General features: G+C 56.7%; 13 protein-coding genes. 11 read left to right on the forward strand and 2 right to left on the reverse strand.

The genetic code is table 11. The annotated features are described in order from the left end of the window. Nucleotides 1-33 precede the first annotated feature (33 nt). Nucleotides 34-534 carry a hypothetical protein gene (locus PTZ19_RS07785; RefSeq protein WP_276353564.1) on the forward strand — a complete coding sequence of 167 codons (501 nt, stop codon included), beginning with the start codon at nucleotides 34-36 and terminating at the stop codon, nucleotides 532-534. Nucleotides 535-600: 66 nt separating this feature from the next. Here PTZ19_RS07785 and PTZ19_RS07790 read toward each other — a convergent pair whose 3' ends face one another. Next, complete coding sequence (locus tag PTZ19_RS07790; RefSeq protein WP_276353565.1) at nucleotides 601-1,614, reverse strand: hypothetical protein; 1,014 nt, start codon at nucleotides 1,612-1,614, stop codon at nucleotides 601-603. Further along, a complete protein-coding gene (locus tag PTZ19_RS07795; RefSeq protein ID WP_276353567.1) occupies nucleotides 1,589-3,004 on the reverse strand; it encodes an MBOAT family O-acyltransferase in 1,416 nt (471 codons plus the stop codon). Before PTZ19_RS07795 ends, PTZ19_RS07790 begins: the two co-directional genes overlap by 26 nt. Nucleotides 3,005-3,304: 300 nt before the next feature. Between PTZ19_RS07795 and PTZ19_RS07800 the strand changes: the two genes are divergently transcribed. The 10 genes from PTZ19_RS07800 (at nucleotide 3,305) to PTZ19_RS07845 (ending at nucleotide 17,611) form a co-directional block, all read left to right on the forward strand. Next, a complete protein-coding gene (locus PTZ19_RS07800; RefSeq protein WP_276353568.1) occupies nucleotides 3,305-3,580 on the forward strand; it encodes an alpha/beta-type small acid-soluble spore protein in 276 nt (91 codons plus the stop codon). 129 nt (nucleotides 3,581-3,709) lie between these two features. Then, nucleotides 3,710-4,912 carry a methionine adenosyltransferase gene (metK, locus tag PTZ19_RS07805; RefSeq protein ID WP_276353569.1) on the forward strand — a complete coding sequence of 401 codons (1,203 nt, stop codon included), beginning with the start codon at nucleotides 3,710-3,712 and terminating at the stop codon, nucleotides 4,910-4,912. Between the two features lie 113 nt (nucleotides 4,913-5,025). Then, nucleotides 5,026-5,883, forward strand: a complete 858-nt coding sequence (locus PTZ19_RS07810) for a hypothetical protein (protein WP_276353570.1) — start codon at nucleotides 5,026-5,028, stop codon at nucleotides 5,881-5,883. A gap of 19 nt (nucleotides 5,884-5,902) precedes the next feature. After that, entirely contained in the window at nucleotides 5,903-6,268 is a 366-nt protein-coding gene (locus tag PTZ19_RS07815) for an MmcQ/YjbR family DNA-binding protein (protein ID WP_339329311.1), read from the forward strand. A 172-nt stretch (nucleotides 6,269-6,440) separates the two neighbouring features. Continuing rightward, nucleotides 6,441-9,188 carry a stalk domain-containing protein gene (locus PTZ19_RS07820; protein ID WP_276353571.1) on the forward strand — a complete coding sequence of 916 codons (2,748 nt, stop codon included), beginning with the start codon at nucleotides 6,441-6,443 and terminating at the stop codon, nucleotides 9,186-9,188. 83 nt (nucleotides 9,189-9,271) lie between these two features. Continuing rightward, a complete protein-coding gene (locus tag PTZ19_RS07825; RefSeq protein WP_276353572.1) occupies nucleotides 9,272-10,450 on the forward strand; it encodes a sensor histidine kinase in 1,179 nt (392 codons plus the stop codon). Beyond that, entirely contained in the window at nucleotides 10,440-11,162 is a 723-nt protein-coding gene (locus PTZ19_RS07830; RefSeq protein WP_276353573.1) for a response regulator, read from the forward strand. Before PTZ19_RS07825 ends, PTZ19_RS07830 begins: the two co-directional genes overlap by 11 nt. Nucleotides 11,163-11,441: 279 nt before the next feature. Continuing rightward, on the forward strand, nucleotides 11,442-14,552 hold the full coding sequence (locus PTZ19_RS07835) for an efflux RND transporter permease subunit (protein WP_276353574.1): 3,111 nt from the start codon (nucleotides 11,442-11,444) through the stop codon (nucleotides 14,550-14,552). A gap of 63 nt (nucleotides 14,553-14,615) precedes the next feature. Further along, nucleotides 14,616-15,812 (forward strand): efflux RND transporter periplasmic adaptor subunit, encoded by a 1,197-nt coding sequence (locus tag PTZ19_RS07840; RefSeq protein WP_276353575.1) that lies wholly within the window; start codon nucleotides 14,616-14,618, stop codon nucleotides 15,810-15,812. Nucleotides 15,813-15,871: 59 nt separating this feature from the next. Further along, entirely contained in the window at nucleotides 15,872-17,611 is a 1,740-nt protein-coding gene (locus PTZ19_RS07845; protein WP_276353577.1) for a hypothetical protein, read from the forward strand. The last annotated feature ends 138 nt before the right edge of the window (nucleotides 17,612-17,749 follow it).

The raw sequence follows: 17,749 nt of genomic DNA on the forward strand, positions 1-17,749 counted from the left end.
ACATAGAAATTGTCAGATTGGGAGAGATGCGGCTTGTCGAAATCGAAAAGATGGCTTGTGGCTGCTGCGGGGGTCGTCCTGTCAGGCGTTGTCGGTTTGTTCGCATTGAATAGCTCAGTCCAAGCGGATTCTTCACAGAAGACACCGGGATCGTCTGACGATCCGATCGTAACCAAAAGTTATGTGGACCAGAAAATCGCGGAGATCACGCGGAACGGGGGGGCCAGTTCAGCAAGCGGGAGCGGCAACGGTAGCAATTCCATGGCGCTGGAGATCGTGGTGGTTCCCTCGGACAAGACCATCTACGTCAAGGCTGGCGGAGAATTGATCGTGCGGACCGGCAAAGCGATCGCGGTGAGTTCGGATACGAACGGCCTGTCGGATTTAACGGACGGACTGGATATCGCTCCCGGGAAACCGGTGAACAATAATCATTTGCTCTTATTCCCTAAGGATGGACGAGGGGTTAAGCAGGATCCGAAGACGAAGCAGGAACTGATCGTACTGGTGCGCGGCGGTTATGAATTGAAATGAACTATCTTGGAAAAGCAAAGGAGGTCGAGACTAAGGGTCTCGGCCTCCTTTGCTTACTCCGGCATCTTACATTAACCACTGTAACGCAACTTCTCTGCTGACGATAATCGCACCTTTAGGCTGCACGTGATTGGTATCTCGGAAATGGTCCTTGAGAGTGAGCCCTTCGTTGGTCATGACATGAAATTCAACTCCGAATTCACGGGCGATCGAAGAGATTTGATCAAAGTAATCCCGTTGCTGAGCCGCGTACTTCTGTTTCACGGCCTGTTCGAACAAGCTGGACCGCGGGATCTGAAGCACAACCACCCGTACGCCGCGCTCGCGGAGATCACGCAGCAGCGCTTCAAAAGAATCCGTCTGCAGTCCGCGCAAAGTGTAATGATCGAACCATCGGGAGGCAGTATCCTGAGCGTATTCAAGCGTCAGTCCGTTCGGTTCCATCATCGTTTCCGCCCGAATGCCGCCCGGCTTCCATACGGATGACAGCGGCTTAGGCAGCGTGCCTTTGAAGCAAGACTGCACGATCTTGGTCCAAATCGACCGCATATCGAACCCTTTCGATACCCACCCCAGCAGCAATTCCCCGTAATTGTCTTTGTTTAACGCCTGAATCCTGTCTTGCAATCCCGCATAATATCTGAAAATCGGATCGTTCGAGATGTTGTAGGAATTCAGCTGATGTTCGTTCACGACGATGATGGCTTCCTTAAGATTCGGAAGCCGATCGACGTATTTCAGGTAGGTCTGGTAAATGTCATAAGCTTTGGCTCCTGAGACACTAAAGTTAAAAATGCTGGAGGGATCCAACTTAGCCGTCTGGGCAAGCAATTCGGGACGCAAGGCATCTTTGCTCTGGGAATCCCCGAAAATCGCGGTTCGAATCCCCTCAGGACGGGAGTGTTGAAAGGAATACTCCAACTCCTCCAACTGTCCTACTGACGAACGGTATTCCATGCCGTAAAAGGACAAATCCCGAAACACGTAGATTTCAACCGCCGCGAACATTACCAGAAACCCCAGAAACCCTAAGCTCAACCGCAGGCGCTTCGTTTTAGAATTGGAAGTAGATAAACGCATAGTTACCCCCTTGCAGGTAGTAGATCAAGGTCAAAGTAATCAGCAAATAGGCGGAGCTCCGCAAGGGGAACGGAACGTGCCGCCAAACTTGGCCAATGGAGCTTTCATGCTTGCGCAGCAAATACTCGGCGACGTGCACCAAGAACAGCAACAAGACGAGCGGGAAAGTCGGGTGCCGGACGACGTTGTCCGCATGGGCATGGAGCATTTTCCAGGTCATATCCAGTGCCATATCGATGCTGGAGGCGTGGAAGAAGACCCAGGTCCAGCTGACCACGTTGAAAAATACGAAAATCGCCAAAATACGGTACACCAAGCTTTCGCGGACAGCCGCGATCCATCGAAAACGGTTTAACCCCAAAGATAGACGATGGATGACTTGAAGCAAGCCGTGAATGCCTCCCCAGATGACGAACGTCCACATGGCACCGTGCCATAGTCCGGAGATCAGCATGGCGATCATCAGATTCAGGTATAGACGAAATGGGCCTTTGCGGTTGCCGCCAAGGCCTATGTAAATATAATCGCGGATCCAGCGGGATAGCGTGATGTGCCACCTTCGCCAAAACTCGCTCGGATTGCTGCTGAGATAAGGGGATTTGAAGTTGTCCGCAAACCGGACGCCCATCATGATTCCCAGTCCGATGGCCATGTCCGAGTAGGCGGAGAAGTCATTATAAATATAAAAGCTGAAGGTATACGCCGCCATCCAAGATTCCGTGCCCGTTAGATGGGAGCCTTTGTCGAAAAACTCCTTTACGACTGGGGACAACTGGTCGGCGATGATGATTTTCTTGATCATGCCGATAATAAACAAATACACGCCGTAACGGATGTCATCCCACGTGATTTTCTTGTCGGAAAGCTTGTCCAACTGGGGGATCAACTCATCGCCCCGCATGATCGGGCCGGCAATGAGATGGGGAAACATCGAGACGAACACCCAGAACTTCAGGAACGAGCGGGTAGGCTGAGAATGTCCTCTGCGGACGTCAATCAAATAGGAAATGAACTCGAACGTGTAAAACGAAATGCCAAGCGGCAAAACGATGGAAGCAGCGATGGAATCCGCGGCTGCGAAATGGAAACCGGTCCACAGCTTCAGGTTATCAAGAACGAACAACGTATATTTGAAAAACGCGAGATTGAGGACGTTCAGCACGATCCCGACCCAGAATAACCAGCGCCACCTTGGAATCGTCATGAGGTGTACGATAACGAAAGTCAACACCGCTGCGGCGAGGAATAAAACCAAGAAGCCTTCCGGGTGGGCAACGTAAAAAATGGCGTTGGCGGCCGCCAGCAACCAGAGACGCTGTTTTCGCAACCAAAGATAAGGGAGAAGCAGGACTAAGAAGAAAATCAGGAAGTTCGGCGAGTAGAAAAACATGCAGGCACCTCGGTCAGCCGGGATGGCGCCGACATTGGGAAGTCGACTCCCTGTATTATAGCGAATTTTGGCAAACCGCAGAAGTCCGGAATGGTGAGCGTATGCATATGGTAAATAGCGGTCTTTGCATGGATTAGTTTGTCCGCGGTTTTGCAATAGAATTCACCGAAGGGGATGGCAACCGGAATTTCCTGGATAAAGATTAGTACATTCTTCCCCGGTAACCAATAACTCATACGCCTTGGTCTGGACAGCTGAGCACATACTAAGCCCGTCATCAACCAAGGAGGTGCTTCAGCAATGCCTAGCAGCAGAAACCGCAAGCTGGTGCCGGAGTGCGATCCGGCGATCCAACAGCTCAAATTCGAAGCCGCAAGCACGCTGGGGGTGCCGATCGGCGGCTCCGGCGCTGGATTCGATTCGGAAATGGCCGGAGAACTGGGCAGCACCGGAGGGGCGGGCGGTCAAGGATACCTCGGCTATTTGACGGCGCGCGAAGCCGGCTCGCTCGGCGGATATATCACGAAAAGGTTGGTCGAGCAAGCGGAGCAAACGGCGCAGAATACCATCGTTTAACCGCGCCGTTCTAGGCTTCTTCGTCCATTGACACCCCTCGACATTTCCGTTATTATTTGATTCGAAGGTTTGTCTAACAACCTTTTCCAAGCGGAAAAGGTTCATTTTTTTATATGGAGGTTGAAGACTTTGTCGAACAAGGGACGGCATCTCTTCACGTCCGAATCGGTCACGGAAGGCCATCCGGATAAAATTTGCGACCAAATTTCCGACGCGGTATTGGACGCGTTTCTTGAGGTAGATCCTTATGCCCGCGTGGCGTGCGAAGTCTCGGTAGCTACCGGTCTCGTGCTCGTCATCGGTGAAATCAGCAGCAAGGCGGATTACGTGGATATTCCGGCGATCGTCCGCCGTACGATCAAGAATATCGGCTATACGCGGGCGAAGTACGGCTTCGACAGCAGCACCTGCGCAGTGTTGACTTCGCTGAACGAGCAATCGCCTGACATCGCACAAGGCGTCAACGCCGCTCTGGAGAGCCGGGACGGAGCCAACGTCCGCGAAGAGAACGCGGATATCGGGGCCGGCGACCAAGGCTTGATGTTCGGGTTTGCATCGAATGAAACACCGGAATACATGCCGCTTCCAATCGCGCTGGCGCACCGCCTGTCCCGTCGTTTGGCAGAGGTCCGAAAAAACGGAACCCTGAATTATCTTCGTCCAGACGGGAAAACTCAAGTTACGATCGAATATCAGGACGGTAAACCGGTGGGCGTCGATACGATCGTGATTTCGACTCAACACTCGGAGGACGTCAGCTCCGAGCAAATCGACCGCGATATTCGCGAACATGTCATCAAGCCTGTCGTTCCTTCGGAATGGCTGAATGCGAACACCAAATATTTCATCAACCCGACCGGCCGTTTCGTTATCGGCGGACCACAAGGCGACGCCGGCCTGACCGGCCGCAAGATCATCGTCGACACGTACGGCGGTTATGCCCGTCATGGAGGCGGTGCATTCTCCGGCAAGGATCCGACGAAGGTCGACCGTTCTGCGGCATACGCAGCCCGTTACGTGGCGAAAAATATCGTAGCTGCCGGCTTAGCCGACAAGTGCGAAATTCAACTTGCTTACGCCATCGGCGTCGCCCGTCCGGTATCCATTAACGTGGATACTTACGGTACCGGCAAAGTCAGCGACGAAACCCTTGTCCGCCTGATCGAGAACAATTTCGACCTGCGCCCGGCCGGCATCATCAAGATGCTCGACCTGCGCCGTCCGATCTATGCACAGACTGCGGCATACGGACATTTCGGGCGTACGGATCTGAACCTCCCGTGGGAGCGCTTGGATAAAGTCGAAGCGCTGAGACAGCAGGCGCAGCAGTAAAATCTATTACCTGTCTGGATATATAGGACTAAAGCATCGACTCGATTCGAGCCGGTGCTTTTTTATTCTCCAATCTTCCAAAACATGCTAGTATGGGGAGGGAGGTGCTTCCAGTGAAAGCGAGAAAAATCTTGGCGGTGATTGCGCTTCTGACAATAGGATTCGGTTCGGGTGCAGCTTTCGGGGCCGCGAACATGGAGAAAGTCGAAGCGTTTCTGCGCAGGGACTACCAGGTTTTCGTAGACGGGAAGAAGGCGGACGTCGGTCCGGTTCTCGTATATAACAACTCCAGCTATCTTCCGATTGCCAAAGTCGGTTCCATCCTTGGAGCGGACGTACGGTGGAACGAGGCGAACAAAGGGATTTACGTCAATCCGATCGTCACGAAGGACTCGACGGTCCCCGTAAATCCGAATTATTCCTCGATTACGATGCTCCAGCCCCAAGGCTTCAAAGCCTCCTATCGGGGCATTGAAGTGCCGGTGTTATCCGTCGTGACTTCCGATTACAAAACAACTTACTACCGTGTAAGTGATATACAGAAGCTGCAAATCAATACAAGCGGTTTGCACTTGGCACTGGAAACGAGGACAAAAGAATTGTACGTTTCCGACTCTGAACTAGCAAAAGCCATGACGGAGAAACCTGTTTTCTCCTATGTTTATGACAAATTAATTATTGGGGAAACTAATCAAGATAAGCTTGATGTCATTCAGGATTTTATTGATTTGTTACCGGAGATGTACAAGGCTTTAGGCTATAAAGATCCGCTGAATCCGCAGATGGACTATTATACCGTACCAAACGTTTTTGTCATTGACGCATTGCCCAATGACGAATACAATGTTCTGGCCTTGGAAAATTGGAATTTCAAACGTTACTGGTTGAAGCTCAAGAAGAATGTTCTGGACAAATGGTACTTGGCCGAAAACAAAATCACCGACCTCGGCTCCAACCAACCGCAATACTGACATTGGAGGTCTCCCGAGCATGCCGATCGACCACCAAGCGATTATCGAACGCTGCCTGCAATGGCCTGGCGTCGCCCTGAAGCATCCCTTCGACCCGCACTTGCCCGTGCTGTTCGTCGGCAGCAAAATGTTCGCCTTGCTGGGTCGCACCGGCGAGTCGGAGAGCGTGAACCTGAAAGCCGATCCGGAAGAGGCATGGCTGCTCCGCCAACAATATCCGAACGCCGTGCTGCCGGGCTACCATATGAACAAGAAGCATTGGAATACCGTGGTGCTGGACGGCACAGTTCCGGACAGAGAGATCGCCGCCATGCTGGAGCAATCCTACCGGCTGGCGGCAGCCCGCTTGACCCGAAGCGAGAAGGAAGGCCTGTCCCTTACTTAAGCACTCCTCCTATGGTCCCTGCCCCTCCGTCCGAAGACCCAATCTTCGATTCCTTCTGCAATCCGTCCCATTTCCCCTGTAACTTTTTCGTTCTCCGGGAGTCTATTAATTTAGGATCATAGAGAGCCGGCCAGGCTCTCTCCTAAATTCTATAGACAAATAGGAGATAGGAATGCGCCATACGAGAAACCGCAACGTCCGTCGTCCGGAACAGGCGGGCGCCTCAACGCCCGCCCATGCCGTATCGTCCCCACGCACCCGCAACGGAATCGCCCCCAAAGTCGTCCTTCCGCTTATCGCCGGGATGCTCGTGTTCTCCATCCCTATGCAAGCTCCCCAGCTTCTGGTTCCGTCGGCTCATGCCGCCGCGGCCGTGACGTACAAACTGGTGAAAAACAGCGAAACGATGGTCACGGCCGGAGTCAAACACGTGACCTACTCATGGGTTCCTTCGAACGCCTCCAAATCGACCGAAATCATGCACGTCATCCAAGTCGACTTGAATAACCCCTACGTAACGCTCAACACGATGATCGGCAAAAACGGAAGCGTAACGGCCCGCCAATCCGTTTCCGCCATGGCCAAGGAAACGCAAGCCGTCGCCGGCATCAACGGGGACGTCTTCAACACGTCCGGGGACGGCGCGCCGATCGGGGCGGAGATCGTATCCGGCCAGCTCCTGGTCAGCACGTCCAAATTGGACGGCATGTACGCGTTCGCCGTCACGAAGGATCGCAAGCCGGTCATCGACAACTTCTCGTTCGAAGGCGCCGTAACGACCGGCACGGGTCTCACGTTCCCGCTCGCGGGCATCAACAAATCGCTGTTTTACGCCGATCCCGACAAAGCGAACAGCCACGTCAACGCGCTTTATATCTACACGAACGCGTGGACGGCGTCCGAACGCCCGGCGGGTACCGGCACCAAGCCGACCGAAGCGCTCGTCGTGGACGGGGTCGTGCAGGAAATTTCCGTCGACAAGGAGATCGTCACCCCCGTGCCGGCGAACGGCTACGTGTTAAGAGGCCATGGCACGGCGGCCAAGTTCATCACCGACAACCTGCCCGTCGGCACCCCGGTGTCCGCCCAATACAGCCTGAAATCGCTGACGACCGGCCAATCCTACGATCCCGCATCGTTCCAGATGTTGATCGGCGGGCATACGATTTTGCTGGATCAAGGCAAAGCCGCCGCCTTCTCCCGCAGCATCAGCGGGGTGAGCGGGTCCGCCGCCCGAGCCCGGACGGCCGTCGGTTATTCCAAAGACGGCAGCACGGCGTACTTGATCACGGTCGAGGAGACCGGCGGCCATCAAGGAGTGACGCTGAAGACGCTGCAGGAGATGCTGGTCAAGCTGGGCGTCTGGAAAGCGGTGAACCTGGACGGCGGCGGGTCGACGACGATGGTGGCGCGGCCGCTCGGGGAAACGTCCGTCACGCTGGCCCATCCCACCTTCTATGGCACGACCCAGCGTCTCATCTCGAACGGCATCGGGGTCTACACGAACGCGCCCAAAGGCGACATCAAGGGCATCACGGCCAGCGGGCCCGCGACCCTGTTCGTCGGACAGGAAGCCTCGTACGCGATCAAAGGGTACGACACCTACTACAACCCGATCGATCCTACCGGATTTACCCCCGAATGGAGCATCAACAATTCGGTCGGAACGTTCCAGGACGGGAAACTGACGGCCCAGAAGCCCGGCAAGGCGACCCTCACGGTCAAAGCGGGCATCGCGTCCGATACGATGGACGTAGAAGTCGTCGGCCAGGATCAGATCGAACGGCTGACGATCGATCCGAGCACGACGCTGCTTGCGCCGGGCTCCGTCATCTCGGTTCCGGTCAAAGCCCGGCTCAAGGACGGCCGGGAGCTCACGGTGCCGGCTTCCTCCATCCAATGGGAATTCAAAGGTTTCACGGCATCCGCGAAAGACGGGAAGCTGACGGTCGAGACCGTCGAGGACGGGGCGAAGGCGGGCTTCGCGATCGCGCGGTACGACGGCTTCGGCACGGCGGCCATCCTGGCGCCCGGAACGGAAAAGACGCTGGAGACGTTCGAAAAACCGTCGTACGCGATCACCTTCAGCGGTTTGCCGGCCGAGACGGCGGGCACGGTGAGCATGCTGGGCGACGTCCCGGGGCATGAAAACTCGCAGGTGCTGGATCTCACCTACGACTTCACGAACGGCACCGGAAGCCGGTTCGCCTACGCGAACCTGAACGAGGCGGGCGGAGGCGTACCGATCGACGGCAGTCCGAGCGCGATGACGCTGGACGTGCTGGGCGATTCCAGCATGAACTACCTGCGGGCCGAGTTCAAGGACTCGGCGGGCAAGCAGGTGCTGGTCGACCTGGCGCGCCAGATCGATTGGGCCGGATGGAAGACGATCCGCGTCGACTTGGCCGGAGCCGGGTTCAAAGGGCCGGGCAAGCTCACCAAGCTTTACGTCGTGAACCTGGAACAGGATCAGGACGAGCGGGCGCTGCAGGGCGAGGTCGCGTTCGACAACCTCAAGCTGCAATATCCGCCTAAGCCTTTCGCCGCGGCGAAACCCACGATCGTGATGAAGGTCGGCAAATCGACCGCGACGATCAACGGCAAATCGGCCAAGCTGCCGGCCGCTCCGTTCATGATCGACAATGTCAACTATTTGCCGCTGCGCTTCGTGACCGAGACGCTGGGGGCGGAAATCTTCTGGGACAACAAAGAGAAGCGGGTGACCGTGCTTCGCGGGGACACGATGCTGGAGCTGTGGGTCGGCCGTTCCGAGGTGACGGTGAACGGGGTGCGCCAGAAGGTGCTCGCCGCGCCCATTTTGAAGAACAACAGCACGTACGTGCCGGTCCGCGTCGTCTCCGAGCAGCTCGGCCAGAAGGTCGATTGGGAGAACAAAACGAAGACCATTACAATTCACTAATCTTTTTTCCAGCGCCGCTCGGCGGCTCGACGAATAGTAGAAATATGTTATGATGAATAGAGGCTGCCAGAGGGGTCGAGAGCGTGGATTATCGAGTGGAGCAGATCGACAAAGTCATCCAGAACGCCATTTCCGTCATGGAAGACAGCAAGGTCCAAGTGTTCGAAATCGCCGAGGCGGCCAGACGGGAACTGACTACTCTCCACAAGGAATTGGAGAAGGTGCTCGCCGAGGCGACCCAGGCGATCGAGAAGGTGGACAAGCTGGAGCGGGAGTATCGGCTGGCCCGCATTCGCTTGACGGAAGTGAGCCGGGATTTTGTCCGCTACTCCGAGACGGATATCAAATCCGCGTACGAGAAAGCCACCCAGATTCAGCTGGACCTGATGGTCAGCCGCGAGAAGGAAAACTACCTGCGGTCGAGGCGGGACGAATTGCAAGGCCGCGTCAAAGCCGTGGAGCTTTCCATCGAACGCGCCGAAACGATCGGGCTGCAGATGAACGTCGTGCTCGACTACCTCTCGGGCGACTTGAACCAAGTGACGCGGATTCTCGAATCCGCCAAGAACCGCCAGATGATCGGGCTGAAGATCATTCTGGCGCAGGAAGAAGAACGCAAACGGATCGCCCGCGAAATCCACGACGGGCCCGCCCAGTCGCTCGCCAACTTGATTTTGCGTACGGAAATCGCGGAGCGGATGCTGGAAACGCATGATCTCCAAATGATCCGCAGCGAGCTCGGCGATCTCAAGACGCAGGTTCGGCTGGGGCTGGAAGAGATCCGCAAAGTCATTTTCAACCTCAGGCCGATGGCGCTCGACGACCTCGGGCTGGTGCCGACGCTTCGCAAATTCGTGCAGGATTTCGAAGAGAAAACCCGCATCCGCGCGGTGTTCGAGACGTCTGGCAAGGAGAAGCGGCTGCCCCCCGCGATGGAGCCGGCCATGTTCCGCCTGGTCCAGGAGGCGTTCAACAACGCGCTCAAGCATGCCGAGCCGACGTTCGTATCGCTGGAAATGATTTTTCAGGAAGATGCCGTACAGCTCATGATCGCGGACAACGGGATCGGCTTCTCGGTGGAACAGGTCGAATCGAAAGCGAAGGTCCACTCGCAGTTCGGCCTGGTCGGGATGAGGGAACGCGTGGAATTGCTGCAAGGCAAGATCGATATCGAATCGTCGGTAGGAGAAGGGACCAAAATCAAAATACTGGTTCCCCTAGGCGCGGAGCCGGGAAAGGAGATAGGCGAACATGGAAAGTAAGACGGCCGATCGCAAAATCAAGGTGCTGCTGGCCGACGATCACCAGCTGTTCCGGGAAGGCCTGAAACGGATCCTGAACATGGAGTCGGATCTCGAGGTGATCGGGGAGTGCGGGGACGGCATCCAGGTGCTGGAATTTTGCAACCGGATCAAACCCGACGTCGTGCTGCTCGACATCAACATGCCGACCGAGAACGGAGTGGTGGCGACCGAGCGCCTTCGGGACATTTTCCCGGATATCAAAGTGATTATCCTGTCCATCCACGATGACGAGAGCTATGTCTTCGAAACCCTGCGCAAAGGCGCGTCGGGCTATCTGCTTAAGGACATGGAGGCGGAATCGCTCATCAACGCGATCCGGACCGTCGCCGAGGGACATGCCTATATCCATCCGAAGGTGACGGGCAAGCTGATCAACCAGCTGCGCCGGATGACCTATCTGGACGAGATCGGCGCCACTTCGGGCGCCGCGGCGAGCCGCGAGACCGTGACCAAGTTCGTGCCGCGCGGCAACAATCCGCTTACCCGCAGGGAAGCCGAGGTGCTTCGCCTGATGGCGGAGGGCAAGAGCAACAAGACGATCGGCGAAAATCTCTTCATTAGCGAGAAAACGGTCAAAAACCACGTCAGCAGCATCCTCCAGAAGATGGAGGTCGACGACCGCACGCAGGCCGTCATCAATTCGATCAAATACGGCTGGGTGACGCTGTAATATTCCGATACATAACGGAATCATCCGAGAGGGATACGGTTCCTTTGCATTCTGCTTAGCGGCAGTCGTGCAAAGGAGCCGTTTTTTGTTTGATCTGGGCATAATGTTCATTTTCCGTTCACATTGGAATGTTAAATTGTGCTAGTGCCTTCGCGGTTCCCCCGACTTTGGTCCAGGGCGGATTCCGCCGCCGGGTGGTTTTACCTTGGATGATTTTTCTATTAGAATGGGAACCGAGTGGTTAGGAGTGGAAAGTCATAGAGGAGAGAGGAACGTTTCATGATCAAGCTCACGCATTTCTCGATGAAGAACGTGGCGGCCGTATTCATCCTGATGGTGCTGCTATTCTTCGGGGGCCTCTACTCGGCGGGGACGCTGAAAGTAGAGAGCATGCCGGACATTTCGTTTCCGGTCGTCATGGTCAGTACCACGTACAAGGCGCCTCCGCAGGACGTCTTGGACCAGGTCACCAAGCCGCTGGAGAAATCCTTGGCCAACCTGAAAGGGCTCAAAAACCTGACCTCCACGTCGAGCGACAACTTCTCCACGATCATCGTGGAGCTGAACCAGGGTAAGGACCCGGAGAAAGCCAAGCAGGACATCGAAAGCTTGATCGCGAACGTCAAGCTGCCGAGCAGCGCGGAGAAACCGCGCGCCATGACGTTCGGGTTTGCCTCGCAGCCGGTCTATTACACGGCGGTGTACGGCAAAGACGGCATGAACCAGACCGAGCTCGACAAGCTTTATAAGGATGTCATCGAGCCCGGGCTCAATTCCGTAAACGGCATCGATCACATCGATTCGATCGGCAACCAGGAAGCGACGCTCAAAATCCGTCTGGACGCTGGAGCGCTCGTGAATTTCGGGTTGTCACCGTCCCAGGTCGTCGCGGCCATCCAATCGAACCTGACCTCCAGCCCGGCCGGATCGGTCGATTTTAACGGCAATACGGAAATGGTTCGGGTGACGGGGGAGATGAACGCGGTCTATAATCTCGACCGCATGCTCATCGGCACGCCGCGCGGGGAGTCCATCGAACTCCGGCAGATCGCCAAGGTCGAGTCGATCAGCGAATCGCCGTTTTACGCCCGGTTGGACGGGAAATCCGCGATCGGGATCCATCTATACAAGACGAGCGACGCCAACGCGGTCGAATTCGGCGGCGCCGTGAGGAAGATGCTGAAAGACTGGGAGAAAACGATGCCCGGCGTCGCTTTCCACGACATCTACGCCGACGCCGACGGTATCAAGCAATCGGTCAACGGCATGGTGAAGGAAGGCGGCATGGGCGCGTTGCTCGCCTCCCTCATGATCCTGCTGTTCCTGCGCAACGTGCGCATGACGGTGATCGTGCTGATTTCCATCCCGCTGTCCATTTTGATGACGCTGCTCTTCATGGCGCCGCTCGGCATTTCGCTTAACATCATGACGCTAGGCGGCATGGCGATCGCGGTCGGCCGCGTCGTGGACGACAGTATCGTCGTCATCGAGAACATCTACACTCAGCTTGCCAAAGCGCAGGAACGCAAAGAGTCGGTCATCGTACTGGCGACCAAGCAAGTCGCGGCAGCCATTACGTCGTCCACGTTGACGACCGTCGGCGTGTTCGCTCCGATCGCTTTCGTCAGCGGCACGGTCGGCGAGGTGTTCCGGCCGTTCGCCCTGACCCTTGTCTGCGCGCTCATGGCGTCGCTGTTGGTCGCGCTGACCGTCATTCCGATGCTGGCGAAACTGCTCGTGATGCGGAGCCGCAAAATCCCGCAGCACGACGAGAACCACATCGGCAAATTCGCCGCCCGTTATAAGAAGATCTTAACCGCATCCCTCAACCATCGAATCAAGACGTTGCTGCTCGCCGGAATTCTTTTTATCCTGTCCATCGTATTGATCGTGCCTCATCTCGCGATGGAGTTCCTGCCGGCGAGCGAAGCCGACAAGCAGTTGTATTATCAGATCGAGATGCCGAAGGAAACCTCCAAGGAAGCCATGAACGCCAAGATGAAAGAAATCGAGACCATGCTCATGGAAGCCAAGGACGCGAAAGGGAATCCCCAATTCACCTACGTGGAGTCCCTCGTGGCCTATGAATTTTCCGAAGATGCCGTGCCATACCGCTCGACCTTGTTCACCGAGGTGAACGAAGAGTCGGACGCCAAAGCGGTGCTAAAGGAATACCAGGATAAAATCCTGTATTTGTTGCCCCAGAAATCGAAGGCGAACGGATCGCTCATTTCGTTCGGCGGAGAGGGGGGCTCGGGAGTGGACTTCACTTACTCGCTGAGAGGCGACGATCTGCTGCTGCTGAAGCAAGCCGCAGCCACCGTCCAGGAAGCGATGAAGAAATTCCCCGAACTGAGCGACATCAAAGATTCGCTGGGCGAATCGAAGATGGAGGTCGAGGTGCTCGTCGACCAGGTCAAAGCACGGCAATACGCCATGAGCACGGGCCAAGTGCTGGGGTCGGTCGCCGAATGGATCGGCAAGCAAGACCTCGGCGACCTCAAGTTCGACAACGTGATGTACAAGACGACGATCGAAATGGATCCGGCCGACAAGGATTCTCTCGCCGCGCTGGAGAATATTCCTCTTCAGACGCCGGCGGGGCTGACGATTCGGCTGGCCGACATCGCGGACGTGCGCCATATCGAATCGCCGGTATCGATCGCCCGCGAGAAGCAGCAGCAGGTCGTGAATGTATCCGCGAAGATCGAAAGCCGGGACAAAGGCGGGGTCAGCGCCAAAGTATCCGCCGCGCTGGACCAATTGGAGCTGCCAAGCGGCGTAAGCCGCGATGTAGCCGGCGTGTCCGACGACATTCAGAGCGGGTTCAGCCAGATGTTCGCGGCGATGGCGGCATCCATCTTCATCGTATACTTGATCATGGTGCTCGCATTCGGCAACGCCAGCGCGCCGTTCGCCATTCTGTTCTCGCTGCCGCTGGCCGTCATCGGCGGGCTCATTGGCCTGCTGGTGACCGGAGAATCCGTCAACGTCACGTCTTTGATCGGGTTCCTCATGCTGATCGGGATCGTCGTAACCAACGCGATCGTGCTGATCGACCGGGTGCAGCAGCTTCGGGAAGAAGGGCTCTCCGTACGGGATGCGCTCGTGGAAGCCGGCGTGAACCGGCTTCGCCCGATCATCATGACGGCGGGCGCAACGATTTTCGCGCTTATGCCGCTGGCTCTGGGGATGTCGGAAGGCACCCTGATCTCCAAAGGTTTGGCCGTCGTCGTCATCGGCGGTCTGATCACCTCGACGCTGCTGACGCTGGTCGTCGTGCCGATCATCTACGAATCGATCTATAAATTCAAATCGAGGATGGGACGTTTGTTCCGCAGGAAGAAGAATGAAGCCGTTGAAGCGGAAGCCCAGCCGATCGCAGGATAAATCCGATAATCGGGAGTTTGTTTGGCAAACTCTCACCTATCTTTCGCAAAGGAGCTAGGAGAAATGAAGAAGAAGACTCGAACGTGGGGGGGCGCGGCGGCCCTGGTGGTCAGCGTCGCGCTTGTCGCCGGCTGCTCGGCCCAGGCGGGCCAGGGCGCGGAGCCTACGAGTACCGCGGCGGCCGCCGTGAAGACGGTGAAAGTGGCGGATATCGGCAAAGTGCAAATTTCCGAGCCGCGGGAACAAGTCGCCGACGTGTTGGCGTCGGCGCAGGTGAACGTCGTCTCCAAAGCCAGCGCGGACGTCCGGGAGGTGCTGAAGGAGCGCGGCTCCAAGGTCGCCAAGGGCGACGTGCTCGTGTCGCTGGACGATACGGATGCGCTGCTTCAACAGGAACAAGCGCGGCTTTCCCTCGAGAGCGCGCAGCAGTCGCTCGACTCGGGCCGCAAGCAATGGGAGCTGAACGTCAAGAAAGTGGAGCAGGCACTCTCCCAAGCGACCAAGAACTTGAACAAAACGAAGAACGATTACGATCAGGGGCTGGTCGGCAAGACGGAGTTGGACCAGGCGCAGAACGCCTATGACAATGCCAAAACCGAGTTGGACCTGCTCAAGGAATCGTCCGTAACCGGACTGGAAATGCAAGTGAAGTCCTCGGAGCTCTCCGTCGAACTGTCCGAACGGTCGCTGGCCAACCATCAAATCAAGGCGCCGATCGACGGCGTCCTGACCGAGATGAACGTTCAGGCCGGCATGACGGTCAGTCCGGGGTTCGGCATCGGCCAGATCCAGCAGATCGATCCGATCAAGATCAAGGCCCTGCTCTCGGCGCAATCGGCCGAACTCGTACGGGGCAAGAAAGAACTGCGGTTCTATGTGCCGGGCAGCGAGAAGATGTACACCGGGAAAATCACTTATCTCGCCAATGTGATCGACTCGCAGACGAACGCGTATGAATTGAACTTGTCCGTGGGCAATGCGGACATGTCGCTGAAGCCAGGCATGAAGGTACAAGTACGGCTGACGGAAGAGGCGGAGGAACAGGTCGTCGCCGTGCCGACGCTCAGCATCGTCCGGGAAGGCTCGGAAAATTTCGTGTACGTGCTGAACGGCGACAAGGCGGAGAAACGCAAAGTCGAACTGGGCCGGCTTAACGAGTTGAACCAAGAGATCCTGTCCGGCGTTAAGGCCGGGGAGAAGCTGATCGTATCCGGCCAGAACCAACTCGCGGACGGGGAAAAGGTGCAGGTCGCGAAGTAAAGCTAAGGCGCTAACGTTTTGGGAACCAGCCATTATAGATCGATACTCGGAGGTACGATATGCATACGAATTGGAGATCGACGGCGGCCGCTGTCTTGTTGACCGCAGCCTTGGCGGTGTCGCCTAGCGTCTCGGTGTTGGCGGCGACGCCGGCCGTTCAGGCGGGTCAAGGCCAGGGCTTGGCTAAGCCGATGAAGCTGGCGGGCAGCGTGTCCGCCGAACTGAAAAGCGCGTTCGTCGAGCGAAGCGCGGACGACTCGACCATCGGAGTCGTCGTTTGGCTTCGCAACGACGGCGCCAAAGTGACGCGGGTGCCGGATTACGAACTGAGGGTGACGACCGCCGACGGCGTCACGTACACGCTGACGCCCAGCGCGTCCAACCCCCGTTCGATCCAGGCCAAAGGAAAGGCTGAGCTGGGCTATATCTTGAACGTGGAACGGACGGATCGCCTGGAACTGACGAAGCTGACCTGGGTGAACGTAGACGAGTACGTGTATCCGCGCAAGGAAACCCCGATGCTGTCCATGAATTTGAGCGGCAAGGTGTGGCAAAGCACGGCCCCCGACAGCGCCTCGACGGGCGCCATCAAGTGGGGACAACCGTTCAAGCTGGATCTATTCTCGACGGACGTAACCTATACGCCGGCCAGCGTGCAGAAGCAGACAACGGCGCAAGGCGGCATCGTTACGGTCGTTACCGTGAAAGCCGCGAACGCAGGGAAACAGAAAGCGTATGTGCCCGATTTCGCGGTCAGCGGGTCCGACGGCGCGAAGCTGTATGCCGGAGAGAAAGCCGACAACAAAGTGACGTCGCTCAGTCCGGGAGAGAGCCGCAACATCCGGTTCGCGATTCCGACAGCGGCGAGCGTCGCCCTGACCGGTTTCGTCGTCACGACGCCCGAGCGTTTCGCGACGGCGGGGGGCGGTTCGATCGTGGAACACGTGGGACACGTCCGCATCGGATTGCCGCAGAGCGGTTCTTCGCTTGCCGGGCTGTCTGCGTATGCGTTCGGCTCGCCGATCGCGCTGGATGCTCTGAACGAATTGGTCGACAAGGACGTCGAAGTGTCCTTGGTCGAGCTCCATATGCACGAGAACCAAGGCGACGGATACAAGACGGCTATCGCCAAGTTCAAGCTGCGGAACACGGGCAAGGAGCCCGCGCCGCTTCCCGCGTTCGGGGCGGAGCTCGTCGACGGGGACGGGTACACGTATGCCGGCGTCCGGCAGAACGTCGCGACGCAGAGCCTGATGCCCGGACTCAGCCACGTCGTGAGCTACGCGTTCAACGTGCCGAAGACGGAAGAGGATGATCAGCGTTTCGCGCTGCGCCTGCTCGAGGGCGGCACGGCGGACTCGCCGTACCCTTCGCCGATCGCGGCCGTGGGCGTTCAAGCGCAGATCGGAGACAAGGATTCGGACGTGTGGGACCTGTATCCGTTCAAGGTTGAGATGAAATATTGGTGGCTGAATGCCTATGCTGACACGATTCCGGTCACTTCTTATTCCTACAAGCTCAAACTCAATTTAGAGATCACTCAATCGGACGATGTCGTGGTGGACGCCGGATTTTCTAGATTGAAGTTCGAATTGGTAGACACTCAGGGTAAAATGATCGGTTCCGAAACGGTGCCGTTAACAGGTGTTGGTCGTTTGGTCAGCGGAACTCAAATTGTAAAATTCTCCAACATCCGTACGGAGCAGCAAGAATATCCGCTTTCAATCAACGTTTATGAAGTCATCGATACACCGAATGGCGAAGCAACGAGGTTGCTGAAGACATTCCATCAATCTTAGAAGACCGTTTCCTAGAGGCCGGCGGATCGAATGTCCGCCGGCCTCTATCTTTTACCGCAAGTCCGACAAATACCGTAACGCCCGATTCGAGGCCGGCATATAATGGCGTACGCAACGATGCAACGCACAACCAAGGGA

Origin of the sequence: Cohnella caldifontis, assembly GCF_029360585.1 — a bacterium.
In the GTDB taxonomy this organism is placed as follows: domain Bacteria; phylum Bacillota; class Bacilli; order Paenibacillales; family Paenibacillaceae; genus Cohnella; species Cohnella caldifontis.

Coding starts and splice junctions, on each gene's coding strand:
- PTZ19_RS07795 (WP_276353567.1), bottom strand. CDS start 3,004: ATGTTTTTCTACTCGCCGAACTTCCTGATTTTCTTCTTAGTCCTGCTT.
- PTZ19_RS07820 (WP_276353571.1), top strand. CDS start 6,441: ATGCGCCATACGAGAAACCGCAACGTCCGTCGTCCGGAACAGGCGGGC.
- PTZ19_RS07815 (WP_339329311.1), top strand. CDS start 5,903: ATGCCGATCGACCACCAAGCGATTATCGAACGCTGCCTGCAATGGCCT.
- PTZ19_RS07790 (WP_276353565.1), bottom strand. CDS start 1,614: ATGCGTTTATCTACTTCCAATTCTAAAACGAAGCGCCTGCGGTTGAGC.
- PTZ19_RS07830 (WP_276353573.1), top strand. CDS start 10,440: ATGGAAAGTAAGACGGCCGATCGCAAAATCAAGGTGCTGCTGGCCGAC.
- PTZ19_RS07840 (WP_276353575.1), top strand. CDS start 14,616: ATGAAGAAGAAGACTCGAACGTGGGGGGGCGCGGCGGCCCTGGTGGTC.
- PTZ19_RS07800 (WP_276353568.1), top strand. CDS start 3,305: ATGCCTAGCAGCAGAAACCGCAAGCTGGTGCCGGAGTGCGATCCGGCG.
- PTZ19_RS07835 (WP_276353574.1), top strand. CDS start 11,442: ATGATCAAGCTCACGCATTTCTCGATGAAGAACGTGGCGGCCGTATTC.
- PTZ19_RS07845 (WP_276353577.1), top strand. CDS start 15,872: ATGCATACGAATTGGAGATCGACGGCGGCCGCTGTCTTGTTGACCGCA.